The organism is Caballeronia sp. EK (assembly GCF_014384845.1).
In the GTDB taxonomy this organism is placed as follows: Bacteria; Pseudomonadota; Gammaproteobacteria; order Burkholderiales; family Burkholderiaceae; genus Caballeronia; species Caballeronia jiangsuensis.
Window position 1 is genome coordinate 329,558 of sequence record NZ_JACSUE010000004.1, and the last position, 25,588, is coordinate 355,145.

General features: G+C 65.2%; 24 protein-coding genes. 8 read left to right on the forward strand and 16 right to left on the reverse strand.

The window, feature by feature from the left end; genetic code table 11:
* Window positions 1–7: 7 nt before the first annotated feature.
* Entirely contained in the window at window positions 8–2,092 is a 2,085-nt protein-coding gene (locus tag IAG25_RS13840; protein WP_187605358.1) for a carbon starvation CstA family protein, read from the reverse strand.
* Between the two features lie 148 nt (window positions 2,093–2,240).
* On the opposite strand from IAG25_RS13840, the gene IAG25_RS13845 reads away from it, so the two are divergent.
* Window positions 2,241–3,668, forward strand: a complete 1,428-nt coding sequence (locus IAG25_RS13845) for a cache domain-containing protein (protein ID WP_187605359.1) — start codon at window positions 2,241–2,243, stop codon at window positions 3,666–3,668.
* The gene (locus tag IAG25_RS13850; RefSeq protein WP_187605360.1) at window positions 3,658–4,296 is read left to right on the forward strand and encodes a response regulator; all 639 of its coding nucleotides are present in this window, start codon (window positions 3,658–3,660) and stop codon (window positions 4,294–4,296) included. Before IAG25_RS13845 ends, IAG25_RS13850 begins: the two co-directional genes overlap by 11 nt.
* Before the next feature lie 27 nt (window positions 4,297–4,323).
* Here the strand turns inward: IAG25_RS13850 and IAG25_RS13855 are convergent, their stop codons facing one another.
* On the reverse strand, window positions 4,324–4,941 hold the full coding sequence (locus IAG25_RS13855) for an MlaC/ttg2D family ABC transporter substrate-binding protein (protein ID WP_187605361.1): 618 nt from the start codon (window positions 4,939–4,941) through the stop codon (window positions 4,324–4,326).
* 259 nt (window positions 4,942–5,200) lie between these two features.
* Here IAG25_RS13855 and IAG25_RS13860 point away from each other — a divergent pair, with 259 nt between their 5' ends.
* Together IAG25_RS13860 and IAG25_RS13865 are read left to right on the forward strand one after the other, a co-directional pair.
* Window positions 5,201–7,861: an MMPL family transporter gene (locus IAG25_RS13860; protein ID WP_187605362.1), complete on the forward strand. Its 2,661-nt coding sequence runs from the start codon at window positions 5,201–5,203 to the stop codon at window positions 7,859–7,861.
* A 47-nt stretch (window positions 7,862–7,908) separates the two neighbouring features.
* Entirely contained in the window at window positions 7,909–8,835 is a 927-nt protein-coding gene (locus IAG25_RS13865; protein WP_238214431.1) for an MlaA family lipoprotein, read from the forward strand.
* 91 nt (window positions 8,836–8,926) lie between these two features.
* On the opposite strand, the gene IAG25_RS13870 is transcribed toward IAG25_RS13865, so the two are convergent.
* The 11 genes from IAG25_RS13870 to IAG25_RS13920 form a co-directional block, all read right to left on the reverse strand.
* Window positions 8,927–9,235, reverse strand: a complete 309-nt coding sequence (locus IAG25_RS13870; RefSeq protein WP_187605364.1) for a type II toxin-antitoxin system RelE family toxin — start codon at window positions 9,233–9,235, stop codon at window positions 8,927–8,929.
* Window positions 9,235–9,486: a type II toxin-antitoxin system Phd/YefM family antitoxin gene (locus IAG25_RS13875; RefSeq protein ID WP_187605365.1), complete on the reverse strand. Its 252-nt coding sequence runs from the start codon at window positions 9,484–9,486 to the stop codon at window positions 9,235–9,237. The genes IAG25_RS13870 and IAG25_RS13875 overlap by 1 nt, the downstream gene beginning before the upstream one ends.
* A gap of 64 nt (window positions 9,487–9,550) precedes the next feature.
* The gene (locus tag IAG25_RS13880; RefSeq protein WP_187605366.1) at window positions 9,551–10,024 is read right to left on the reverse strand and encodes an acyl-CoA thioesterase; all 474 of its coding nucleotides are present in this window, start codon (window positions 10,022–10,024) and stop codon (window positions 9,551–9,553) included.
* A gap of 130 nt (window positions 10,025–10,154) precedes the next feature.
* Window positions 10,155–10,811 (reverse strand): phosphorylase, encoded by a 657-nt coding sequence (locus tag IAG25_RS13885; protein ID WP_222946517.1) that lies wholly within the window; start codon window positions 10,809–10,811, stop codon window positions 10,155–10,157.
* A gap of 26 nt (window positions 10,812–10,837) precedes the next feature.
* Window positions 10,838–12,817 (reverse strand): squalene--hopene cyclase, encoded by a 1,980-nt coding sequence (gene shc / locus IAG25_RS13890; protein ID WP_187605368.1) that lies wholly within the window; start codon window positions 12,815–12,817, stop codon window positions 10,838–10,840.
* A complete protein-coding gene (gene hpnE / locus IAG25_RS13895; protein WP_187605369.1) occupies window positions 12,817–14,091 on the reverse strand; it encodes a hydroxysqualene dehydroxylase HpnE in 1,275 nt (424 codons plus the stop codon). The genes shc and hpnE overlap by 1 nt, the downstream gene beginning before the upstream one ends.
* On the reverse strand, window positions 14,091–14,939 hold the full coding sequence (hpnD, locus tag IAG25_RS13900; protein ID WP_187605370.1) for a presqualene diphosphate synthase HpnD: 849 nt from the start codon (window positions 14,937–14,939) through the stop codon (window positions 14,091–14,093). Before hpnD ends, hpnE begins: the two co-directional genes overlap by 1 nt.
* A 227-nt stretch (window positions 14,940–15,166) precedes the next feature.
* The gene (locus tag IAG25_RS13905) at window positions 15,167–16,108 is read right to left on the reverse strand and encodes a GGDEF domain-containing protein (RefSeq protein WP_187605619.1); all 942 of its coding nucleotides are present in this window, start codon (window positions 16,106–16,108) and stop codon (window positions 15,167–15,169) included.
* Window positions 16,109–16,127: 19 nt separating this feature from the next.
* On the reverse strand, window positions 16,128–16,751 hold the full coding sequence (locus IAG25_RS13910) for a chemotaxis protein CheC (RefSeq protein ID WP_187605371.1): 624 nt from the start codon (window positions 16,749–16,751) through the stop codon (window positions 16,128–16,130).
* Window positions 16,744–17,112: a response regulator gene (locus IAG25_RS13915; protein WP_035502605.1), complete on the reverse strand. Its 369-nt coding sequence runs from the start codon at window positions 17,110–17,112 to the stop codon at window positions 16,744–16,746. Before IAG25_RS13915 ends, IAG25_RS13910 begins: the two co-directional genes overlap by 8 nt.
* Before the next feature lie 111 nt (window positions 17,113–17,223).
* Window positions 17,224–17,406, reverse strand: a complete 183-nt coding sequence (locus IAG25_RS13920; RefSeq protein ID WP_187605372.1) for a hypothetical protein — start codon at window positions 17,404–17,406, stop codon at window positions 17,224–17,226.
* 520 nt (window positions 17,407–17,926) lie between these two features.
* Here IAG25_RS13920 and IAG25_RS13925 point away from each other — a divergent pair.
* Together IAG25_RS13925 and IAG25_RS13930 are read left to right on the forward strand one after the other, a co-directional pair.
* Window positions 17,927–20,191 carry a hybrid sensor histidine kinase/response regulator gene (locus IAG25_RS13925; RefSeq protein WP_187605373.1) on the forward strand — a complete coding sequence of 755 codons (2,265 nt, stop codon included), beginning with the start codon at window positions 17,927–17,929 and terminating at the stop codon, window positions 20,189–20,191.
* 167 nt (window positions 20,192–20,358) lie between these two features.
* Complete coding sequence (locus IAG25_RS13930; RefSeq protein ID WP_187605374.1) at window positions 20,359–21,744, forward strand: hypothetical protein; 1,386 nt, start codon at window positions 20,359–20,361, stop codon at window positions 21,742–21,744.
* A gap of 76 nt (window positions 21,745–21,820) precedes the next feature.
* On the opposite strand, the gene IAG25_RS13935 is transcribed toward IAG25_RS13930, so the two are convergent.
* Window positions 21,821–22,372 carry an NADPH-dependent FMN reductase gene (locus IAG25_RS13935; protein WP_035502617.1) on the reverse strand — a complete coding sequence of 184 codons (552 nt, stop codon included), beginning with the start codon at window positions 22,370–22,372 and terminating at the stop codon, window positions 21,821–21,823.
* Window positions 22,373–22,868: 496 nt separating this feature from the next.
* Between IAG25_RS13935 and IAG25_RS13940 the strand changes: the two genes are divergently transcribed.
* Complete coding sequence (locus tag IAG25_RS13940; protein WP_187605375.1) at window positions 22,869–23,108, forward strand: DUF4148 domain-containing protein; 240 nt, start codon at window positions 22,869–22,871, stop codon at window positions 23,106–23,108.
* Between the two features lie 111 nt (window positions 23,109–23,219).
* Here IAG25_RS13940 and IAG25_RS13945 read toward each other — a convergent pair whose 3' ends face one another.
* The gene (locus tag IAG25_RS13945; RefSeq protein ID WP_222946497.1) at window positions 23,220–24,200 is read right to left on the reverse strand and encodes an AEC family transporter; all 981 of its coding nucleotides are present in this window, start codon (window positions 24,198–24,200) and stop codon (window positions 23,220–23,222) included.
* A 504-nt stretch (window positions 24,201–24,704) separates the two neighbouring features.
* On the opposite strand from IAG25_RS13945, the gene IAG25_RS13950 reads away from it, so the two are divergent.
* Entirely contained in the window at window positions 24,705–25,274 is a 570-nt protein-coding gene (locus IAG25_RS13950) for a lipocalin family protein (RefSeq protein ID WP_187605376.1), read from the forward strand.
* 4 nt (window positions 25,275–25,278) lie between these two features.
* Here the strand turns inward: IAG25_RS13950 and IAG25_RS13955 are convergent, their stop codons facing one another.
* Window positions 25,279–25,533, reverse strand: coding sequence for a hypothetical protein (locus IAG25_RS13955; RefSeq protein ID WP_375336517.1), 255 nt, complete (start codon window positions 25,531–25,533; stop codon window positions 25,279–25,281).
* Window positions 25,534–25,588 lie beyond the last annotated feature (55 nt).

The window sequence follows — 25,588 nt, forward strand, 5'->3', positions numbered from 1 at the left end:
GCGCTCCCTAGTGGCCCGAACGAACCGCCGCGCTCGCGCCGGCGGGCATCGCTTCGAAAGGCGTCTCGCGCACCGTCGGCTTCGTTTCGCGACGCGCGCGCAACACCGCCAGCACGCCATACACCGCGATGCTCACCACCACGAAGATGAACAAGCCGGCAAGCGCCGCATCGACGTAATCGTTGAAGATGATGCGCTGCATTTCCGCGAGCGACTTCGCCGGCGCCATCACCTTGCCCGCGTCGTACGCATCCTTCAGCTTGCCCGCGTGCGCGAGGAAGCCGACCTTCGGATTCGCGTCGAAAATCTTCTGCCAGCCGGCCGTCAACGTGCAGATGAGCAGCCAGATCGTCGGCAACAGCGTGACCCACGCATAGCGCTCGCGCTTCATCTTGAACAGCACGACGGTGCCGAGCATCAGCGCGATGCCCGCGAGCATCTGGTTCGAGATGCCGAAGAGCGGCCACAGCGTGTTGATGCCGCCGAACGGATCGACCACGCCCTGATACAGGAAGTAGCCCCACGCGGCGACGCACAGCCCCGTCGCGACGAGGTTGGCCGGCAGCGACTCCGTGCGGCGCAGCGCCGGATGGAACGTGCCGAGCAGATCCTGCAGCATGAAGCGGCCGGCGCGCGTGCCCGCATCGACGGCGGTCAGGATGAAGAGCGCCTCGAACAGAATGGCGAAGTGATACCAGAACGCCATCATCGCCGGGCCGCCGATCACCTGATGAAGAATGTGCGCCATGCCGACCGCGAGCGTCGGCGCGCCGCCGGCACGCGCCACGATGGTCGTCTCGCCGACCGCCTTCGCCGTCGATGTCAGCATGTCCGGCGTCAGCAGGAAGCCCCAGCTCGACACGGTCTGCGCGACCGCTTCGGGCGTCGAGCCGAGCAGCGCGGCGGGGCTGTTCATCGCGAAGTACACGCCCGGCTCGATCACGCAGGCGGCGACAAGCGCCATCATCGCGACGAACGATTCCATCAGCATCGCGCCATAGCCGATGAAGCGCATGTTGGCTTCGTTATCGATCATCTTCGGCGTCGTGCCCGACGAGATCAGCGCGTGAAAGCCCGACACCGCGCCGCACGCGATCGTGATGAACAGGAACGGGAACAGGTTGCCCGACCACACCGGCCCGCTGCCATCGACGAACTTCGTGAAGGCCGGCATCTTCAGCTCGGGCGCGACGATCAGAATGCCGATCGCGAGGCCGAGAATCGTGCCGATCTTGAGGAACGTCGACAGATAGTCGCGCGGCGCGAGCAACAGCCACACCGGCAGCACCGACGCGACGAAACCGTAGCCGATCAGGATCCACACGAGCTGCACGCCGGTGAACGTGAAGTACGGCGCGAGCGTCGCGGATTCGGCGACTTGGCCGCCATACACGATCGCGAGCATCAGACCGATGAAGCCGATGATCGACACCTCGCCGATGCGACCCGGACGAATGTAGCGCGTATAGACGCCCATGAAGAGCGCGATCGGAATGGTCGCCGCGACGGTGAACGTGCCCCACGGCGAATTGGTGAGCGCCTTCACGACGATCAGCGCGAGCACCGCGAGAATGATCACCATGATGAGGAACGCGCCGAAAAGCGCAATCACGCCGGGCACGGTGCCGAGCTCCATCTTGATGAGATCGCCGAGCGAGCGGCCGTCGCGACGCGTCGAGATGAACAGGACGACGAAGTCCTGCACCGCGCCCGCGAACACCACGCCGCCGAGAATCCACAGCATGCCGGGCGTGTAGCCCATCTGCGCGGCCAGCACCGGGCCGACCAGCGGACCCGCGCCCGCGATCGCCGCAAAGTGATGCCCGAAGAGCACGTACTTGTTCGTCGGCACGTAGTCGAGGCCATCGTTATGACGAACGGCCGGCGTCATGCGCAGGCCGTCGAGCTGCAGCACCTTCGACGCAATGAAGCGCGAGTAGAACCGGTAAGCGATGAGATAGACGCAGACCGCCGCGATGACGATCCATAGCGCGCTGATGCGCTCGCCGTGCGCGAGTGCAATAGTGCCGAATGCGAACGCGCCCAATAGCGCGAGCGCGATCCAGCCCAGGAATCCGGAAGCCCGATTCATGGCGTCTCCTTAGTTATTGACCCGTCAGGTCGATGGATGCGCCGTGATAGCGCATTGGGCGGTAGTATTCGCTTTCGCCACGGCGCTTACAAGCGCATAACTACGTATGCGCGCTACGTGGCTTCACGTAGCGGAAAACCCTGTATCGATGAACCTTAAGGCTAAGATCTTCCTGCTCGCGATCGTTCCGTTCGCACTGGCGATCGGCGGCATCACCTACGGCGTGCGCCAGCAGGCGCAATCGCTCGCGCAGGCGCAGCACGACACCACGCAGGCCGCGTACATGTCGAGCAAGGAAATCGAGCTGCGGCACTACGTCGAGATCGCGAAGAGCGCCATCGCACCGTACTACGATGCACCCGCCACCGATCCGCGCAGCGACGACGAACGCCGCCGCCTCGCGCTCGACGCGCTGCAGCGCCTCGATTTCGGACAGGACGGCTACTTTTTCGTCTACACGATGCACGGCACGTCGCTCATGCATCCGCGCCAGCCTGATCTCGTCGGACGCGATCTCTGGCTGATGCGCGATCCGAACGGCGCGCTGACCATTCAGGAACTCGTCGAGCAGGCATCGAAAGGCGGCGGCTACGTGCGCTACGTCTGGCGGCGGCCGTCCACGGGCCTCCTCGCGCCGAAGCTCGGCTACGTGGTGCCGCTCGAACGCTGGGGCTGGATGATGGGCACGGGCATCTATCTGGAAGATGTCGAAACGACGCTGGCGCGCATCGATGCGCAGGCGGCCGCGAACATCGAACGCACGCTGATGTGGATCGGCGCGATCGCGCTCGCCGCGCTTGCGATCATCGCGGTGTGCGGCGCGGTGCTGAACATCAGCGAGCATCGCAGCGCCGATGCGAAACTGAAGCGCCTCGCGCGGCAAGTCGTGGATTCGCAGGAACAGGAACGCGCGCGGCTGTCGCGCGAGTTGCACGACGGCATCAGCCAGATGCTGGTCTCGGTGAAGCTGCTGCTCGAATCGGCGCTCGCGCGTTTCGAGCGCGGCGCGGCGCGCGAGCCGACCGCTGAAGCCGCGCTCGCGACGAGCCTCGGACGCCTCTCCGGCACGCTGCGCGAAGTGCGCCGCATCTCGCATGCGCTGCGTCCCGCGATGCTCGATGATCTCGGTCTCGCCGCCGCGCTCGAGCAACTCGCGCGAGAATTCGACGGACACGACGGCATCGAGGCGCGTTTCGAAGCGATGGACCACGGCAAGCCCTGCGCGACGCAGCGCACCACCCTGCCGGATCCCGTCAACACCGTGCTCTTTCGCATCGCGCAGGAAGCGCTGACCAACATCGCGCGGCACGCGCAGGCTTCGCGCGCGGCGATCACGCTCGATATCGCCACGCACGCCGTCACGCTCGACATCACCGACAACGGCCGCGGCTTCGATGCGCACAGCGCAGTCTCCGACCCGGCGAGCGGCGTCGGCCTGCGCAACATGCGCGAGCGGCTCGACACGCTCGGCGGCACACTGGCGATCAGCTCGCAACTCGGCCGCACGTCGATCACCGCGAGCGTGCCGCTGCCGCTCGCCGCACCCAATCTTCAAGGACATACCGATGAGCGCTGAACCCGCCCGCATCATTCTCGTGGACGATCATCCGCTCGTGCGCGACGGCCTGCGCGCCCGCCTCGACTCCGTGCCGCGTCTCTCCGTGATCGGCGAGGCGGGCAACGCAAAAGAGGCGCTCGCGCTCGCCGCCGACGAAGCGAACCCGCCCGATCTCGCGCTGATGGACGTCGGGATGTCCGGCATGAGCGGCATCGAACTGGCGGCGCTTTTTCACGAGCGGCACCCGGGCATCCGCGTGCTGATGTTGTCGATGCACGACAACGTGGAGTATGTGAAGCAGGCGGTGCGCGCGGGCGCGAGCGGCTACGTGCTGAAGGATTCGCCCGCCACCGAGATCATTCAGGCGATCGATGCGGTGCTCGCCGGGAAGACCTTTTTCAGCGCCGGGCTCGCCGCGCGCATGATTCAGGCACAGTCGATGCAGACGCCGCTCGAACGTCTGACGCCGCGCGAGCTCGATATTCTCGATGCGCTGGCCGAAGGTTTATCGAGCAAGCAGATCGCGCTGCAGCATGGACTGTCGGTGCGTACGGTGGAAACGCATCGGCTGAATTTGAAGCGCAAACTGGATATCGATGGACAGGCCGAGCTGATCAAGTTCGCGGTGGAGCACCGCAGAACATGAGGCCGGCCTGCCAGAGAGACGCGAGCGTCAGCCCGCCGAACGGGCGTTGTGCTCGGAAAGGAACTTGATGAGACCGTCGACGCCGCCCTTTTGCAACTGGCCGGCGAATTGTTGCTGATAGACCTGAATGAGCCAAGCGCCCATCATGTCGATGTCGTAGATTTTCCAGCCCTGCGGCGTCTTCTCCAGACGATAGCGCACGGGATTGTCGCCGCCCGTGGAGATGACGTGCGATTCGACGACCGTGTCTTTCGCGTTGGCATCGATGTTGGGGGCGTCGAACTTGAACTTCACGTCCTGATCGCGCAATTGCGCAAGTGAAGCCGCATAGGTGCGAACCAGCAGCGTCTGGAACTGGTCGTAGAGCTGCTTTTGCTGCTCGGGCGTGGCGCTCGCCCAGGCCTTCCCAACCGCGATGCGCGTGGTGCGCTGGAAGTCGGTGGCAGGCAGGAAGCGCGTCTCGACGAGCTGCGTGATCTTCGCCATGTCGCCGCCGCGCGCCTGCGGGTCGGCCTTCATCGCGTTGACGGTGCCTTCGACGGCGTTCTTCACGACGGCATCGGGACTCGTTTGTGCGAGTGCCTCGCCTGCGAAGGACAGCGAGACAAGGAGGAAAGCGAAGCAAATAGACAAATAGCGTTTCATGGCACCCGTTCTCTAATCAGGTTTGGTGGCGCGGGTTGTGCGGCCTTCCGGCATTGCAGGAGCGGCCAGCTTGCTGCGAGGTCAGTATATCGACATCGCCGCGCCGCAACAGTTCAAGCGCGGCGTGTTGCGTGCGCCCGGTATACTTGCGCGGCTCCCCGCATCGTTTCAAAGGAAATGATCCGGGTTCCGGCGCTCGGCATTATGCAATTCGCGCGTTCGCACGCACAAAAGATAACAGGCACCAGGTAGCGTCTTCATGCTGACGTCCAACATTACTCGCTTCGTCACCCTCGCCATCCGCCGGCCGGCGTGGATTATCGCCGTTTCGCTCCTGCTCGGCGTGCTCTCCACGATTTATGTCGTCCATCACTTCAGAATCAGCACCGACGTCAGCCAGTTGATCGAGACGGAGCCCGAGTGGGCTGCGCGCAGCAAGGCCATCGACGAGGCGTTTCCGCAGCGCGGCGCAACGTTGCTGATCGTGGTTCAGGCGCCCGCCCAGGAATTCGCCGATGCCGCCGCGAACGAACTCGCCGCCGCGCTCGCGAAGGAGCCGGAGCGCTTCAAGTCGGTGTCGCAGCCCGAGGGCGGAACGTTCTTCGAGCACGACGGCCTGCTGTATCTGCCGACGGACAAGGTCGAACAGGTCACGAAGCAGCTCGCGCAGGCGCGCCCGCTCATCAACACGCTCGCGCACGACCCGACGCTCACCGGCCTCGCGCAGACGCTCAACACCACGCTCAATCTGCCGCTCACGCTCGGACAGGTCAGTCTCGGCCAGATGGCGGGTCTGCTCGGCAGAAGCGCGACGGTGCTCGACCGCGTGCTGGCGAATCAGCCCGCGGCATTTTCGTGGCGCGGCCTCGCGGATTCGTCCGACAGCGCCGCGCCGGGGCGCGCTTTCGTCACCGTGTTGCCCGAGCTGAACTTCAATGCGCTGAAGGCGGCGGCGGGCACGTCGGAGGAGATTCGCGCGAAGGCCGCCGAACTCGGCATCGACAAAAAATATGGCGCGACGCTGCATCTGACAGGCGCGCAGCCGCTCGCCGACGAGGAATTCGCGTCCGTGCAGGACGGCGCCGTGCTCAACGGCGTGCTGACCTTCCTCGTCGTACTGATGATCCTCTGGGTCGCGCTGCGCTCGAAGCGCATGATCCTCGCGGTGTTCATCACGCTCTTCGTCGGGCTCGCGATCACCGCCGCGCTCGGCCTCATGATGGTCCACGCGCTCAACATGATCTCGGTCGCGTTCATGGTGCTGTTCGTCGGGCTGGGCGTGGACTTCGGCATCCAGTTCGGCGTGAAGTATCGCGAGGAGCGCTACAAGCACAGGCGGCTCGACGTATCGCTCGCGGAAACCGCGCGTCATGTCGCCGTGCCGCTCACGCTCGCCGCCGCCGCGACGGCCGCGAGCTTCTTCTCGTTTCTGCCGACCGCGTATCGCGGCGTGTCGGAGCTGGGGCTGATCGCGGGCGTCGGCATGTTCGTCGCCTACGCGACCAACATGACGCTTCTGCCCGCGCTCATCAAGGTGTTCGCGCCGCCGGGCGAAGCGCATTCGCCGGGCTTTCCGGTGCTCGCGCCGCTCGACGAATTCCTCGACAAGCATCGCAAGCCGGTGCTGATCGGCACGCTCGTGGTCGTGATCGGCGCGCTGCCGCTGCTCTTCGATCTGCGTTTCGACTTCAACCCGCTGCATCTGAAGGACCCGCACACCGAGTCGATGGCGACGCTCATCGCGCTCAAGGATTCGCCGGAAGGCGCGGTGAACGATGTCGCGGTGCTCGCGCCCTCGCTCGCCGATGCCGACAACATCGCCGCGAAGCTGCGAAAACTGCCGGAAGTCGGCAGTGCGACGACGCTCTCGTCGCTCATCCCCGCCGATCAGCCGAAGAAACTGGCGCTCATCAAAGCCGCCGCCGATCAACTGCTGCCCGCGCTCGATCAACAGACGGCATCGCCCGTGACGGACGCGGTGCGCGTCGCCGCGCTGAAACGGGTGTCGAGCCAGCTCTCGCTCGCCGCCGACGAGCATCCCGGTCCGGGCGACAAGGAAGCGAAACATCTGTCGCAGACGCTCGCGAAGCTGGCGCAAGCCGACTCCGCGACCCGCGACCGCGCCGAACACGCGATGGCCGAGCCGCTCCGAATCGCGCTCGCGCAATTGCGCGCGCTGCTCACGCCGACGGAAATCACGCGCGAAACGCTGCCGCCGCAGATGGTCGCGTCGTTCGTGACGCCGCAGGGCCAGGCGCTCGTCGACATCGCGCCGAAGGTTCCGGCCGGTGCCGATCCCAACGACGACGCGCTGCTCGCCCGCTTCGCCGACGCGGTGCAGAAGGCGGCGCCCGACGCCATCGGCGGGCCGATTTCCGTGCGCCATTCGGCGGAGACGATCATCAAGGCGTTCGAGCAGGCGGCGCTCTACTCGCTCATCGCGATCACCGTGCTGCTGTGGATCGCGCTGCGCCGTTTTGGCGACGTTTTGAGAACTTTGGTACCGTTGCTCGTCTCGGCGATCGTCACGCTGGAACTGTGCGTCGTCTTCAGGATGCCGCTCAACTTCGCGAACATCATCGCGCTGCCGCTGATGCTGGGCGTCGGCGTCGCGTTCAAGATCTACTTCGTGATGGCGTGGCGCTCCGGGCAGACGCGCTTGCTACAGTCGAGCCTCACCCATGCCGTTATGTTCAGTGCGGCCACGACGGCGACGGCGTTCGGCAGCCTGTGGTTCTCCCATCATCCGGGCACGTCGAGCATGGGACGGCTGCTGGCGCTGTCGCTCTTTTGCACGCTGATCGGCGCGGTGGTGTTCCAGCCCGTTCTGATGGGCAAACCGCGCAAGGTGCGCGCGGCGGCACGGGCGAAGCTCAGGGCGGCGCAACGACATGACAACCTAAGAGGAATTGAAGAATGAAGTGGGGATCGACGGCTTTGACCGCTCGTGCAGTGCGTAAATTGGGGATGAGTCTGGCGATTGCGGGCGTGCTCACGACAGCGGGCTGCGCCACCGGCCCGGACCGCAATCCGAAAGACCCGCTCGAGCCGATGAACCGCAAGATCTTCACGTTCAACGACACGCTCGACACCTACGTCGCCAAGCCCGTCGCGCAGTTCTACGTCGATTACACGCCGAGCCCGTTTCGCACGGCCGTCAGCAATTTCTTCTCGAACCTCGGCGATTTCTCCAACTTCGCGAACAACCTGCTGCAGTTGAAGATCACCGATGCGACGCAGGATCTGATGCGTATCGCGATGAACTCGCTGTTCGGCGTCGGCGGCCTGATCGATGTCGCGTCGCCTGCGGGCTTGCCGAAGCATCATCAGGATTTCGGCCTGACGCTCGGGCACTACGGCATGCCGTCGGGGCCGTATCTGGTGCTGCCGCTGCTCGGCCCGAGCTCGTTCCGCGATTCGACGACCTGGCTCGTCGACTGGCGCGTGAACCCCCTGAGTTATTCCGAAGCGGAAATACGCTGGCCGTTGTTTGGAGTGAACTTCGTGAGCGCGCGCGCGGACCTGATCGGCGCGACCGATCTGCTCTCGGCGGCCGCGCTCGACAAATACGCGTTCGTGCGCGATGCCTACACGCAGCGGCGTCAGTATCTGCTGACGGGCGGCGGCGCGAGTACGTTGCCCGACTACGGCGACGAAGGCGCATCGGCGCCAGAAGGCGCGAGCGCGCCGGGCGAGACCGGTGGTGGCAGTACGGAGCAAGGTTTGCCGACGTATGTCGATCCGGGCGCGGCGGCGTCGCCTGCGGGTGGTGTGGGCGGGAAGTCGCCTGCGCCGGAAGAGAACGCGCCGAAGGGCCAGCCGTCGCCGAGTTCGAGCAAGGCGCAGGGGCTGCCGCAGTATGACGATCCGGCGGCGCAGCCTGCGGGCAAGTGAGCAGGGGGTGATGGCTGGAAAAGGAAACGGGCGCTTGAGCGCCCGTTTTGCTTTTAGTGCGCGGCTTTTCGATTTCGTGAGATTTGGCGCGTCAAAGCCTCTGCCCTTGCTCCCACGCCGCCGCGGCTGCCTCGTAGATTCCGCCATCGCGACGCCCGACCGCCAGGACGACAATATCGGGATCGGCTTCGTCGTCGCGAACCAGATAGACGAGCCGATAACCCACGCCGCGCAGCTTGACCTTATAGCAGTCGACGAGTGGCGACCGAAGTTCAGACCCCGGCACGCGCGGCGTCTGCAGACGCTTTCTCAGCGCTTGCTTGAAAAGCGCTTTGACCGAGCCATCCAGTTCCGCCCATTCCTTAAGCGCGTCCGGTACGAACAGCAGTCCGTACGTCATCAAAGATCGTCGAGATTGACTTTGACCGCGCGTTTCACCGATTTGAGCCGGGACTGGACCAACGTCGCCAACTGGCGCTCGTCATACAACTCAGCGATCTCCGCCATCAGCTCCGGAGAAACCGTGTAAAAGGCAGGCCGATTGTGATTAAGTACGGCGACCGGTTCACCGCCGGCCTCGTCGACGATCTTCCCCGGGTTCTGCTTGAACTCGGAGATGCTGACAGACAACACGCTATGAATGCGTTCCATGAAGGCACCAAAAATAGGTCTGAATTTCGACCTATTTTACACGGCTAATCGCGTCGGTACGCAGTCAATGCGCGGCCTCTTCCGCCACTTCCTCGAACAGATCGTCGCCAGACATATTCGGCGCTTCCACCGCACCCTGATCCCTTCGATACGCCTCGAACAATTCATCGGCGTAGCGAATCTGCGTGCGACCGTGCGGCGCGGGCTCGCCCTGCTCGTTCAGATTCACGAACACCATCTTCTCGACGGTCAGAATGCTCTTGCGCGTGATCTTGTTGCGCACTTCCGCGCGCAACGTGATCGACGTGCGGCCGAATTGCGTCGCGGTGATACCCAGCTCGATGATGTCGCCCTGACGCGCCGAGCTGACGAAGTTGATCTCGGACATGAACTTGGTCACGACGCGCTGGTTGCCCAGTTGCGAAATCGCGTAAATTGCGGCTTCTTCGTCGATCCAGCGCAGAAGACTGCCGCCAAACAAGCTGCCGTTCGGGTTCAGATCTTCGGGCTTGACCCATTTGCGGGTGTGGAAATTCATTTGCGGTACCTCGCTTTCATTACCGCGCGCGTCACGGTGCAGAGAAATCGACGCGCGCAAGATTAGGGTTTTCCCTGATTATAACGAGATGAGGGTTAACCCGCAGAAAGCAAGGATAGAAGCGAAAGGCTCAACCGAAAGCGAGCGCCCGCGCCGATCCCAGCGCGTGCCGAGCCTGCACGAGCGTTGCGCGGGCGGCGCGCGCGTCGGACGCGAGCCGCAAAAGCGCGCCCAGTTGCGCCGGATCGCGCATCAGTTCCCGCAGAATCGGGCCGATGGCCGTCGTGCCGTCATCGCGCAAACCGGCCGTCGCGGCGGGCGGCAGCGTGCGCCAGGCAGGATCGACGACCGCCCGGCACACCGCGAACGGCAGGCCGCGCGCCGTCGCGATCGCCCCGGCGATATGCGATTCCATATCGACGGCCAGCGCGCCGGTCGACGAATGCAGCGAGCGCTTCTCCGCCTCGCTCTTGACGGGCGCGGTGACGCCCGCCATCCTGCCGCGCCGCATGACGCGCTCGACGGGCGTGCCCGCGAACGCATCGACGATGCGCGCGGACCACGCCGCATCGGTGTGCAGCTCGCCGAACGGACCGGACACGCTCTCGGCAACGATCAGCTCGCCCGGTTCGAGATCCGGCGCGAGCCCGCCCGCCGTTCCGAAGCTGATGATGCCCGAGCAACCGCGCGCGATCGCTTCGGACAACGCGCGCTCGAGCCAGTCGGCACGCGCCGCGAACACTACATCGACGCCGCGCCCGCGCACGATCTTCGCCTCGAACGCCATGCCGGTCACGGCGACGACGGGCGCGGTCACATGGCCACCGTCACGCGCGTGAGGCCGTCGCGTGTCAGGTTTCGGTAGCGCGCGAGCGCCCAAAGCGGGAAGAACTTGCGATAGCCGTGGTAGCGCAGATAGAACACGCGCGGGAAGCCGGTCGCCGTGAAGCGCGTTTCGTCCCACAGCCCGTGCGCCTGCTGCGTCTTCAACAGATAGCCGACACCGCGCGCGACCGCCGGATGTTCGACCAGACCCGCCGCCATCAGTCCGAGCAGCGCCCACGCCGTCTGCGACGCCGTGCTCGGCGCCTGTTCGTAACCGCGATAGTCGAGCTTGTAGCTCTCGCCGTCCTCGCCCCAGCCGCCGTCGCTGTTCTGGATGCCGATGAGCCAGTCCGCCGCGCGCGTCATGCGTGGGTCGGTCGGCGCGACGCCGGCCGCGTTCAGCGCGCACATCGCCGACCAGGTGCCGTAGATGTAGTTCAGGCCCCAGCGTCCGTACCAGCTTCCATCGCGTTCCTGTCCTCTCACGATGTAGTCGAACGCGCGGCGCGCGGGCTCGCTGTTCAGCGACGTCTCGCCGAGCTGCGCGAGCATCGACAGACAGCGCGCGGACACATCGACCGTCGGCGGGTCGAGCAGCGCGCCGTGATCCGAGAACGGAATGTTGTTCAGGTAGTACTGCGTGTTTTCCGGCTCGAACGCGCCCCAGCCGCCGTCGCTGCTCTGCATGCCGACGACCCACTCGCGCGCCCGCGCGATCGACTCGCCGTACAGCGCCGTGCCGTTCTCCCGATCCGCCCGCTCCATCGCCATCGCGACGACGGCCGTGTCGTCGACATCGGGATAATGCGGGTTCGCGAACTGGAACGCCCAGCCACCCGGCCGCACGTTCGGACGGCGCGAGACCCAGTCGCCGCGCACATCGAGAATTTGCAGCGGCACGAGCCATTCGAGGCCGCGCGCCACCGCCGAGCGGGCCTTCGGCATACCGGTTTCGAGCAGCGCGTGCGCCGCGAGCGACGTATCCCACACCGGCGACAGACACGGCTGGCAATACGCTTCGCCATCGTCGGCTTCGTCGATGATGAGGAGCTTGTCGAGCGACTTGCGCGCGATCGCGCGATTCGGATGCTCGGGCGGATAGCCGAGCACGTCGTACATCATCACCGAGTTGGCCATCGCCGGAAAAATCGCGCCGAGTCCGTCCTCGCCGTTCAGGCGCTCGTCGACGAAGCGCACGGCTTCATCGATCGCGCGTTCGCGGCCGGTTTTCGGCAACAAAGGATCGGCGACACGCAGGATCGAATCGACGACGCGAAAGAACGCGAACCAGCCGCGGCTCTGATGCCCCGAGCGCGTCGGCATGCCGGTATTGACCGGCGGATTCGTGAATACCTCGTCGATGCGCACGCCGCGAGGATTGCGCGCGCGCGGGCGCTTCGCGTTGAGCACGAGCATCGGCACGATCACCGTGCGCGCCCAGTACGACACCTTCGACAGATGGAACGGGAACCACATCGGCAGGCGCATGATTTCGACGGGCATCATCGGCACTGCGCGCCACGACACGACACCGAAGAGCGCGAGCAGGATGCGCGTGAACACGTTCACCTTCTCCGCGCCGCCCGCGGCGAGAATCGCGCGGCGAGCGCGCTGCATGTGTTCGGCGTCGGGCGAATCGCCGATCATCTTCAGCGCGAAATACGCCTTCACGGTCGCGGAGACGTCCATCGCGCCATCGGTGAAGAGCGGCCAGCCGCCGTCCTCGCGCTGGATGCGGCGCAGATAGCGGCCGATCTTCGCTTCGAGCTTCTCGTCGGCGGTCTCGCCGAGATAGTGGACGAGCAACACGTATTCAGCCGGAATAGTTGCGTCCGCTTCGAGTTCGTAGAGCCAGTAGCCGTCCGGATGTTGCGCCGCGAGCAGCGCGTCGGTGGCGTGGTTGACGGCGGAATCGAGCGAGGCGCCCGACACTCGCGCGCCCACGGCCGACAGGGATAAATCGTTCATCAGCGTTCCATCGATGGGTTCAACAGCGCGTCCGCGGCCTTCTGGCCGGAGCGGATCGCGCCTTCGATCGTCGCGGGCAGCCCGGTCGCCGTCCAGTCGCCCGCGAGCGTGAAATTGGGCCAGCGCGTGCGCGTGGCGGCCCGCAAGCCTTCCTGCGAAGGCACGGCGGCAAACGTCGCGTGTTCTTCGACGATGATCTGCCACGGCGGCGTCGGCGCGGCGGCCATGCGCATCGCCTTCGCCGTTTCCCGCCAGATCGCCTGCGCGAGTTCCTCGTGCGGTGTCGCAAGCCATCGGTTCGCGCTTGCGAGCGTGACCGATAGCCTGCCGTCGGCGGCAAAGATCCAGTCCGACATGCCGTTGACGATGCATGTCTGCGGCTGAAAGCCCGCTGGCGCATCGACGGCGAAATGCACGGTGACGATCGCGCGCGATGCATCCGGCGCGATCAGGTCCGGCACCAGCGCGCGCGCCGCATCGGGCGGCACGGCAAGCACGACGCCATCGCCGGCTCCGAGCGCGACAGGCTCCGCGCCTTCGAAAGCCAGCGAGCTTACACGCTCCGTCGAATCCGTGCCCGATATGCCGACACCGGTGACGCGCGAGCCGAGCCTGATCTCCGCGCCGCCATACTGCAAATGCCGCAGCGCCGGCTCGACGAACGCGTGCGACAGCCCGCTTCTCGCGATCAGCGGACGGCACGCCTGGCCGCCCTGCGCGACCGTCTCGCGCAGCAAACCGGCCGCGAGCTCGGCGCTCGCCTCGGACGGATCGGCGTTGAGCATGGCGCGCAGCAGCGGGCGCACGAGAAGATTCCACACGCGATCCTTGCGGCGCACCGATTCCTCGATCGCGCGGCCCGGCTTCGCCCAGAAGAGCGGCAGGAACGGCAGGTAATCGGCGGGCTGCGTGCCCGGCACGCGCGCGGCGGCGTCGAAGATCCAGCGCGGCAAGCGCCCCGGCGACATGCGGATCGACCAGGCGTCGCCGGTCGCGGCATCGAAGAACGGATACTCGGGCTGCGTCGGGCCGATCAGCGTGTCGGTTGCGCCGATCGCGCGCAGATAGGCCATCGTCGATTGATTGCCTGATAGCAGCAGATGATTGCCGTTATCGAGCGTGACACCGAGTTTGGCATCGAAGAAGGAGCGGCAACGGCCGCCCGCGTAGGGCGCCGCCTCGTGCAGCACGACGCGTGCGCCGCGCCGTTGCGCCTCGACCGCGGCGGCGAGGCCGGCGATGCCCGCTCCGACGACGATAACCCGCCGGGACATCAGATCAGGTTGCGCGCCACGATCCACAGCAGGCGCGCACGCGGCGTGCGCACGCGCGTGCGCGGCAGGTCGAAGCCGCGTTTGAGATTGGCGTCGAGCACGGCGCGATACGCCGCCGACATGATGCGCGGGGCGCGCACCTGGGCGCGCGGCGACGCCGCCATAATCGCATCGGACTGGGCGTAGTGGCCCTTCGCGCGCTCGGCGAGCACGGCGCAGACGCGCGGCAGGCGCGCATCGCCGACGATGCTTGCCGGATCGCTGGTGGAAATGCCTTCGCGCGCGAGCAGCTCGCGCGGCAGATACACGCGGCCGATTTCCGCGTCTTCGTCGATGTCGCGCAGGATGTTGGTCAGTTGCAGCGCGCGGCCGAGATGGTGCGCGAGCCGCCGCCCGGCATCCTCGTGCATCCCGAAAATTCTCACCGACAGCCGCCCGACCGCGCTCGCCACGCGATCGCAATAGAGATCGAGCGTGGCTTCGTCGGGCGCGACGATATCGCCGGCGGCGTCCATCGCCATGCCGTCGATCACGGCCTGGAAGTCGTCGCGGGAGAGGTGGAAAGCCTGGATGTGGCGCGTGAGCGCTTCGAGCGATTGCTTCGGCTTGCCGGCGTAGCAGGCGTCGATGTCCTCGCGCCACTGGTCGAGCGCGAGCGCGCGCTCGCGGCGCGGCAAGGTGCCTTCGTCGGCGATATCGTCGACCGCGCGGCAGAACGCGTAGATCTGATACATCGCGTCCCGCTGCTCGGCGGGAAGGATGCGCATCGCGAGATAAAACGAGCTTCCCGACGACGTTTTCGCGGCGTCTGGAGCAGGCTCTTCAGCGATGAAATTGGAAACGGCCAAGACGAACTCCGCTGTGGCGCCCCCAAGGGCAAATTTAGTAAGAGATCGCCGCCGGTCTCGATGCGATTCCGGCGCGCGCGGAACCATCTGGCGCTGAAAAGACGATCGAGGGAAAAAGCCGGCGCGAGCCGGCTGTGACTGCGCCGGAAGCGGCAAAGAGTATATCAATACTTTGCCCGATTGCGCCGGAGCCGCGCGGGGCAAGGCGTTGCGCGTCGGGCTGCGATTCAGGCGAAACCCACCGCCCGATTCCGCCCCTCGCGTTTCGCCGTATAAAGCGCCGCGTCGGCCTCGTTGATGAGCGCCTCGTACGACGACGTCACGCCGGTCCGCGCGCGCGCCGCCCCGACGCTCGCCGTGACCGGCACGCGCGCCCCCTGCACGTCGATGGGCGTCTCGCCGATCTCGCGGCGCACTTTCTCCGCGACGATCATCGCGTCCTCGAAATTCGTGCACGGCAGCAACAGCGCGAATTCCTCGCCGCCGAAGCGCCCGAAGACGTCCTGCACGCGCACGCTCTGCGCGACGCGCTCGGCCATCACGCGCAAGACCGTGTCGCCGACGAGGTGGCCCAGATCGTCGTTGATGCGCTTGAAGTGGTCGAGATCGAACAGCAGCATCGACAGCTCGCCGCCGTAGCGCTGCCAGCGCGAGAACTCGTCGCGCAGGCGCAGTTCGAAATAGCGTCGGTTCGCGATGCCGGTCAGGCCGTCGCGGTCCGCGAATTCCTGCAGCTTCGCCACCGCTTCGTCGCGGGCGCGCTGCATCATGCTCGCGTGGGTCGCGTCGGAAATCGTCACGCAGACCGCGCGCACCTCGCGCTCCAGCATGAGCGGCATGAAGGTGCAGTCCTGCTGCATGAAATCGACGCCGCCGGTGATCGGCCGGTCGTGATCGAACTTGAAGAGATACGGGCGCTGCTCCCACGAGCTGAACGCGAAACTGCCGAGCTGAAACACGCTCTCGACCTTGCGCGTGAACCACACGCGCGGCAGCTCCGGAAAGCTCGCGAAGATCGACTTGCCGATCACCTGCTCGGCCGTCCTGCCGCTGTGGTCCTGCATGAACCGGTTCCACATCAGCACGTTCAGGTCGCGATCGAGCACGAATATGCCGAAGCCCACGCGCTCGATCACGAGTTCGGAAAGCGCGTGGCGCAGTTCGTCCATGCTCACGATGGCGTCCCGTTCAGAAGCTCGACAGAAGCGCGTCGAGCGCTTCGTTCAGATGCGCGATGGCGTCTTCGGCCATCAGCATCACGAGATGCGCGCGGAAGCTGTGATCTTCGAGCGCGAAATTCACTTCGAGCAGGAGCGCGGTCTTCCACGCGAGCATCGCAGGCTGAAAAACCTCGTCGAGCCCGATTTCCGTGCCGAGCATGCCCGGCGGCGAGAAGATCGGCGAGCGCCCGAGGCGGTCGAGGATGCACGACACGCACGCGCCCATCAGCACGGTGGCGACATCGAAGACGAGTTCGGTGCGCGTCGTCGCCTCGTAGGTCGACTTGGTGTACGGATCGCTGACGAGCGCGCACAACTGATCGACGCTGCCGCTCTTGCACAGCACGATCGCCTCGCCCTTGATGTCCGAGCGAAAACCCTGGCGCACGGCCGTGACGGTATCGGTGATGCCGGTCATCTCGGCGAGCGCCGCCGACGCCTCGGCCACGCTCACCACGCGCACGCGCGGCACCGACAGTTCGATGAACGTGCCGAGCAGCTTCGAGAGCCGCGTCGCGGCCTGGCCCATCGCCATGTTGGCGACTTCCTGCAGCGCGTCGCGCTGATCTTCGTTCAGGGCGGAATCAACCATGGAGTCCGTACTCCTTTAAAACGGGACGCAGCGCTTCGGGCGTCACCGGCTTCGGCAAAAACGCGATCGCGCCGAGCGCGCGCACCCGCTCCTGGGCCATCGGCTGCACGTCCGCGGACACGACGATCACGAACGTATTCAGGTCCTCGTGCTGCAAGGCGTCGAGTACCTGATAGCCCGTCATGTCGGGCATCGTGAGATCGAGGAACATCACTGAGGCGCGGCCCGCCCGATAGTGCTCGAGCGCCTCGCGCCCGTTGGTCGCATAGGAAATCTCGACGTCCCAGTCCGGGGGCAGCGCGCGCGTCATCACCTTGCGTGCGAGCAGGGAATCATCGGCAATGACAATCGGCAACGGCATGGTTGGCAGGATCTCTTAGGCTGTTTTCGGGCTGAGGATGGTCGTGTCGGCCGACACGGCAGGCACTCGTATGTGATTACGGCATCCGCGCGGCGATCTTTATGGCGATCTTCACGGCAGAACCGGCGTGAGCCCTTTGGCCCGGCGGGAATGCGGACGCTGTCGGAGATGCAGCTCGGCGGCGATGAGCCAGGCGCGGCGCCTGTGGACATAGGCGCGCCACCCCGCGGGCGAACGCTGGGTGATGAGCATGCGCACAGCGCGCGATGCTTGCTGGCTCTCGATCGGCGTCATGTCGACTGCCCCGTGCATGATCCGGAAGAGGTTTCCGGACCGTGGCCTTCTTCTCCTCGTTCGGTCGCGCTGCCTGCCGGCAATTGGCCGGACAAGCGGTACTTCTCCCCGGCGCGCGCCGCGAGGCTGCTTGTGTCCTCCGGCCGGCGCTCTGAGCGGCGCATGTGGTCGGAGGATTGCATTGTCGGCCGATCAGAATGTCAAAGCAACTCGCCAGAGCGCCAAGCGAGAATTAATCCGATGAAAATAGCGCGTAATCGGGTACATTTCACTCGCTGTATTCTGATGTGATACGTTGTCATACTTTTGTGTACGTTTGCGCTTCCGATAATCTCGCTAACTTCGCGGCGCGACCGAGGTTTTCCTCCAGATGTCGCGCGCCGCACATACTTTCGTCCGGCATGCTTCGTGCGTTCCAGTTTCGGTTGCACCGCTCAAACCCGGCAAGTCCCGCGCGCACGCCCGCCAGAGCTAACGCGGAGCGCGGGCGTCGAGTAAGTTTTCCAATTCGCTGCCAAAAATGACGCTGCAACGTGAGGAGTCCGACGCCGATCCTGCCGCGGAATCATGGCAGGAAGAACCGCCGTTTCCGGTGGTTCCCGAACGCAACTTCGCCGCGCAGCGCCTCACGCTCTACGCCCTCCTCGTCGCCGCGATCGTGCTGCCGTGCGTGTACGTCGCGGTCACCGCCTTCACCGACTACCACGCGCGCGTCGCCGATGCGTCCGATCTCGTCGCGCGCAATGCCCGCGTCGCCGAGGAGCATGCGCTCAAGGTCTTCGATCTGAACGTGACGCTCAACGAGCGCATCGTCGATCTGCTCGACGATCTCGACGCCGCCGCCATCAGCCGCGAGAGCGCAACGATCCACCAGCGTCTCAAAACGATCAGCAACACCTATCAGCAGGTCGCGGCGGCCTCCGTGTTCGGCGCCGACGGCAAGCTGCTCGCGACGAGCCGCGCCTGGCCGACGCCCGACATTTCGGTCGCCGACCGCGACGACTTCGGCGGTTTGCGCGCCGGCCAGCGGCTCGAGCAGATTTCCCGCGTGATGATCGGCCGGGTCGCCGGCGAGCAGGTGTTCAACACGGCGGTCGCGCGACGCACGGTGTCGGGCAAGTTCGACGGCATCGTGTCCATCGCGCTGCGGCCCGCGTATTTCGGCGCGTTCTACCGCGAACTCATCGGTGACAATCCGAGCGTCTCGCTCGGCCTGTCGCGCTCGGACGGCGAAGTGCTCGCCTGGTATCCACCGCGCCCGCCCGAACGCATGGCGCTCGCAGCCAGTTCGCCGCTGCGCGAAGCGTACGCCGCGGGGCGCAGGAGCGGCGTCGTGAAAATGGTGTCCGGCCTCGACGATCAGTTGAAGATCGTCGCGTTCCGGCGCGTCGGCACATATCCGGTCTACGTATCGAGCGGCTATCCGATCGCGACGATCTGGTCCGCCTGGTGGAAGCATCTGAGCGTGCTCGCGCTCTCGATCTTCGCGCCGTGCGTGGTGCTCTGGGGCGTGATCACGCAGTCGTTGCGGCGGCTCGCGACCGAAGAGGAAGCGTGGGAGCGCTGGCAGGCGGAAGCGTCGATGCGCCGCTCGATCGAATCCGCGTATCGCCAGGCGCGCAAGATGGAAGCGCTCGGCAATCTCGTCGGCAGCGTGGCGCACGATTTCAACAATCTGCTGATGATCGTCTCGACGAACGTGCAGATCGCGCGGCGGCGCGGCGCGCCCGGCCTCGACCGCGAACTGACCGCGATGGAGCGCGCGTTGAAGAGCGGCCAGTCGCTGACGCGGCAGTTGCTCGGCGTCGCGCGCAAGCAGCCGTTGCGAAGCGAAGTCATCGCCATCGGCAAATGGGTGCCGGCGGGGCGCGAACTGCTGCGCGCGTCGCTCGGCGCGAAGGTCGCGCTCAACGTCGAGGTCGCGCCGGACGTGTGGGCGATCCGCGTCGATCCGGCGGAACTGGAGCTTGCGCTCATCAATGTCGCGGTGAATGCGCGCGACGCGATGCCCAACGGCGGCACCTTCACCGTGCGCGCCGGCAACGTGCGCTTTCGCCATGAGGACGGCTTTCCGATCACCGGCGAATTCGTGCAGATCATGCTGGAAGACAACGGCTTCGGCATGAATTCCGACGTGCTCGGGCGCGCATTCGAACCGCTCTTCACGACCAAGCCGAAAGGCATGGGCACGGGCCTCGGCCTGCCGCAGGTTTTTGCGTTCTGCGAGCGCGCGGGCGGGCTTGCCACCATCGACAGCGCGATCGGCGCGGGCACGGCCGTGCGCCTGTATCTGCCGCGTGCGGCGGCGGCCGCGCCAGGCGCATCCGCGAGTAAGGAAGAGGCCGCGGCGAAGGAGGCGGACGGCTTGCGCGTGCTGCTCGTCGAAGACAACGAGGAGGTCGCCGCCGGCACCGAGGCGCTGCTCACGATGATGGGCCACCACGTCACCTACGTCTTCAACGCCGATACCGCCGCCACCGTGCTCGAAGCCGCGCGCGCCGACGCCTCGACCGGCTTTCCGTTCGACGTCGTGCTCTCCGATATCCATATGCCGGGGCAGATGAACGGCATCGATCTCGCGGAGATGATGCAGCGCTTCGAGCCGCGCATCCCGGTGATTCTCGTCACGGGCTACGCGGAAGAGCTGGACCGCGCGCGGCAGGTCGGCGCGCGCGTGCTGTCGAAGCCGTTCGATATCGCGCTGCTCGATTCGCTCCTGCGCGCGATCCGCGAGCGCGCGGACGGTTCGGACGCAACGACGCGCGACGCGCGCGCCGCGCGCTAACCCGATCGGTTTTTTTGCACGCGCGTTTGTAAAAGCGCCGTCATCCTTCCAGACGCTTCCCTGTGCGCGACGGTCCGCGGGCATCCGGCACGCGAGTTGCGTGAGCGCTTCCATGTACGGCGACGCCGTCGCCGATTTCCGGAATTCGCCCACCGCAGGAGGCGTACATGCGACACACCGTCATCGGAGTTTTCGATACTTATGCGCAAGCCGAGGACGCCCGTTCGGCGTTGATCGCCGCAGGTTTCCCGCGCGCGGATATCGAACTGCAAGCCAATCCGAAGCGCGACGACGCGGCCGCGCCGTCCGAGATGCCCGACGCCGTCACGCATCAGGAGCCGGGCATGCTCGCGAATATCGAGCGCTTCTTCAGCATGCTCTTCGGCGGGCGCGATCAGCCGCCTGAAGTCGCGCATTATTCGGAGGCCGTGCGGCGCGGCGCGATTCTCGTCGCTGTCGACACGCCAAGCGCCGAGCAGGCGGATGTCGCGCGCGCGACCTTGAGCGATCAGGGCGCAATCGATATCGACGAACGTGCCGCGAGCTGGTCGACGCTGGAACACGGCACGCCCGAGGTGTCCGCCGCAGCCGCCGACGAGCGCGATCATTCCGTGCTCGACGAATTGGGCCTCGGACGCGGCAGCGCCGTTCCGGGACGCGAGCCGGTGAATGATCCGGACATGACGCCCTTGCGCGCACGCGCTTATCCGCACGCCGATGTCGGCGACCCGGCCGCGGTTGCTCCGCGCGATTACGTCAGCGATCCCGCCGACGATCCGTTGATGCCGCGCGGCGGCATGCAGTCGCAGTCGCAATCGCAGACTCAATCGATGATGAGCGAAGCTGAGCGCACGGCACGCGACCCGCTAGCCGGACGCGATCCGGTGACGGGCCGCGATCCGTATGCGACGACCGGCATCGATCCGCTCGGCGACCCACTCGCCGGCATGCCCGCCGACCCGCTCGCGGCGCGCGACGGACTCACGGGCGAATCGCTCTCGGAACGCGATGCGCTTGCCGGCCGCGATCCGCTTCGCACGACGGGCGCCGTTCCCGCCGAACGCGACCCGCTGCCGGGCGTACGCACCGACATGGCTTCTGAATGGCGCTCGGTCGAACCGCTCGGACCGCTCGACGAACCGGCCGCGCCGTATCAGGCCGGAGCGGCGCGCGCGGCGGGATCGTCGCCTGATCCGGTGCTGGCTTCCGCGGGCACGCAAGGCGCGGGGCCGGTCGGTCCTGCTCCTACGACGACCGGTCCGGCGACCGTGCCCAATGAATACATGGAGTACGAAGAGGACTTCCGCGCCGATTACGACTCGAAGTATTCGGCGACGGGCGAGCCTTACGAGGACTATCAGGGTGCGTATCGCTACGGCGCGACGCTCGGCAACGACGATCGCTTCCGCAGCCGCGCGTGGGACGAACAGATGGAGTACGAGACGCGTCGCGACTGGGAAAGCAAGCATCCCGAAGGCGGCGATACGTGGGACCGCTTCAAGGCGGCGATCCGCCACGGATGGGATCGCGTGACGGGACATCATCACGTTTGATCTCGTGTCTGTTGGCAGCAGCAAAATGAATACGGCCCGCTGAGCGGGCCGTATTTGCGTCAGACAAGGTGAACGCTCATGCCGCGCGATCGCGCACCCACGCGGCGTACTTGTCCATGAACGTCTGCAGATATTTGCGCGTGTCTTCGCTCACGATATTGCCGCTCGCATCGATGCGCGATTCGTCGTGCTTGATGTACATCTCCGGCTGATTCATCAGCACGATATCCAGATATGCGCACACGCCGCGGAGATGCGACTGCGCGATCGCCGTGCCGATCGCCCCGACCGACGTCCCGATGATCGCGCCCGGCTTGCCGCCCCACACGCTATGCCCCCACGGACGCGAGGCCCAGTCGAGCGCGTTTTTCAGCACGCCCGGAATCGAGCGGTTGTACTCCGGCGTGACGATCAGCAAGCCGTTCGCATCGGCGATCTTCTGCTTGAACGCGCGCGCGACTTCGGGAAAGTCGCTGTCGTAATCCTGGCTGTAGAGCGGCAGCGTGCCGATGTCGAGAAACTCGAAGGAAAAATCGCTCGGCGCAAGCGACACGAGCGCATGCGCGAGCTGCTTGTTGAACGAATCCCGCCGCAGGCTACCAACGACCACCGCAATCTTTAAGGCCATGAAATCTTCCCCGTGAAAGGATGAAAAGGTGGATGACCCGGACGATGATCGGTCCGGAAAACGCCGTCCTCGAAACGACGCGCGTGCACATGATAGGCGCATCGCGAGGTTATCGTCTTAGATGCGTTCTCGGCGCGTCGCGGACTATTTTTGCGACGAATCGAGCAATCTACCTTTCACCGCGACGGCGCGCGGTTCCCGATGAGCTATCCCCACGGTTATCCACAGTTTCTGTGGATAAGTCTGGAGTAACTTGTATTCCGTTTAGTTTTTGATTCGTAAACGAAACATGACGCTCGTCGGACGGGCCTGAACCCCTCGCCAATGTCGTGACGACCGCCACATTCAGGCGACGATTACTTGCGAATCGCGGGCCAGCATTCATCCAGTCTCGACAACAATGTGTTGGCTCAATCGGTATTTTTGTCCAATAGGAATCCTCCTAGACTGCATTTCAAGCGTCGGGTCCGACGCACAGGCATCCAGGAGGCTTCAAATGAAAAACGCATTGATCGGTGGTCTGGTTCTGTCCGCGCTTCTCGCCACCGCGCCCGCTTTTGCTCAGTCGGCATCGGAGGGGAAATCGCGTGCTGAAGTGAAGGCCGAACTCGCGAGCGCGCGCCGCGCGGGCGATCTCGACGCCGTCAATTCGCTGAGCTACCCGCAGTTGCGCCCGTATCAGGAACGGCACGCGCAACTTCGCGCCGACGCCCGCGACGGCAGCACCACGCGGTAAGCAGCAGCAACTTGCAGAACTCAGAGGAAGCAGTCTGAACTGGCCCTCCTCCACCGTCGAACAGAAGGTGGTTACGCCCGGTGCACTCGCGCCGGGCATTTTTTTGCGTGCTCAGAGCATCAGGGTCAGACAGAGCGTGACCGTGATGAGCGAGACCACGGTTGAGAAGAGAATCGCGCTCGATGTCACCCCGCCCTCGCGTCGATAAAACTCGGCGAGCATGAAGGGGCCGGTGCCGGTCGGCAGCGCGCTCAGAATCACGGCGCTCTTCGCCCACAGCGGCGGCAGGCTGAACACATGGAAAGCCAGCCACCAGGTCAGGAGTGGCTGGGCGACGAGCTTCATCGTCACGAGCGCGCTCGTCGTCCCGACGGCGCGTGCCTCGCCTTTCGCGCCAAGAAAAAGACCGAGCGCGACGAGCGCACAAGGACTCGCCGCGCCGCCCAGCAACTTGAGCAACGCCTCGGCGCCTTCCGGCACATGCGCGCCCGAGCCGCTCAGCAACGCGCCCGCGACAGGCGCGATCAGCAACGGATTCTTCACCAGCGACTTCGCCACATGCCCGAGCGTCGCACCGATGTGCTTCTCGGTTTGCAGTCCCAGCTCGATCAACACGATCGCGACCGCGAACATCACGCAGACCGTGATGATCGTCGCGATCACGGCCGGCGCGAGACTTTCCTTGCCGAACGCGAGCAGGCAAAGCGGCAAGCCGACGAATCCGGTATTCGGATACGCCGCGTTCAATCCGTCGATGCTCGCATCGGCGAGATGACGCGACTGCATCAGCCGCACGACGAGCGTCAGCAGAAAGATCACCGCCGCGCCGATGCCGAACGCAGCGATGAACGCGGGCTGATCGAGCATGCTCCACGGCGTCTTCGCCATGATGTCGAAGAGCAGCGCCGGCAGCGCCAGAAAGACGACAAAGCGATTCAGCTCGGACGCCGCGCGTGGTCCGAGCCTGTTTAGCTTGCGGCAGGCGTAGCCCGCGAAGATGAGACCGAATACCGGCAGGATGATCGTGACGAGCGGAGTAAGCAGCGAAGGCAGTGATGCGAATGCTTGAGGCAAGGAAACCGGCGAAGGCATGCTGCTTTGAGCGTTGGATGTGAAGAGCGAGAGAATACCCCGGACAACAAGGTGAGACGTTTCGGGAGCGTGGCGACGGTGAGCCGTTCGATTAACGCGAAGCTCACTCTTCATCGGATCATCGGGATCGCGAAGCAACTTCGTAGCTCATTCCCTCTCTCAAGTGGACGATGCAAGCCATTGTTCTTTAACGTATTCGACATTTCGCTCGTTGGCGGCGCATTGGATCGGTCGAACTGTCTGGCAGGGCATGAAAAATCGGCGCGACGGGCGGTGAATCGCGTGTGTGCAGTTAAGGTGAGGTGATTCGGGAGCCGGAAGAACGTCGTATCGCTGGGCCGCGGACGCCGGATAAAACCCAATAAGGACAGCCACTTGCGCCTCGCGCCGAATTCAGCGCGTGTCATTGGACGGGCCTGAAGGTGAGGAGATTCGGGAGAGGCGCGCGGCGGAACGAAGCTTGCTGATCGATCTGCCTTCGCACTTCTCACCCAACCGGGCAACATGAAAATCAGTAGACCTTGGGCATACGGCGCCGCGGCGCTGGCTTTGATCGGCGGCATCGTTACGCTGGCCGCGTGCGCATCGAACGGGGCGCGCAAGAGCGGCAACGACAACGTGCCCGAACCATCGAAGGCCGTCGATCTCGACCGCTATCTCGGCCACTGGCATGAGTTCGCGCGCTACGAGAATCGCTTCGAACGCAATTGCGAAGCGGTCACCGCAAACTATGCGCGACGCGAGGACGGGCTCGTGTCGGTCGTCAATGCGTGCAGACAAGGCGGCGTGAACGGTTCATACCGTTCGGCGGAAGGACGCGCGAAGATCGTCCCCGGATCGAACGGGACGAAACTGAAGGTGTCGTTCTTCGGCCCGTTCTATGTCGGCGACTACTGGATTCTCGATCACGCCGACGATTACACATGGTCCATCGTCGGCGAGCCGAGCGGGCGTTATCTTTGGATCCTGACGCGCGAGGCGAAGCCTTCCGCCGAATTGCGCCGCACGCTGATCGAGCGCACACGCGCGCTCGGCTACGACGTGACGATGCTGCGCGAGACGCAGCAAAGCTGACCGGCTAGCTTCCCTTGCAGGCGATGAGCAGCGCGTTCTGATTGTTCTCGGTCGATTGCCCGAGCACGTCGTAGCCGCTCGGACAGAGCGCCTTCGCGTTGTCGGTGCAATTGCTCCAGCCGCTGTACGTGGGGCACTGGATCTGCTGCGTCGGGCGGCCATCGGTGGAAAAAAGCGGCGGCGCGCTGCTGCATCCGGCAAGCGCCCACGCGCTGCCCGCGAACATGGCCGAAAGGCCGATTGCCCTGCCGATTTTCATCCCGCGTTTCATCCCGTACCCCTTTGATTCTTGGTCGTTATTTTCGATTTCGGGA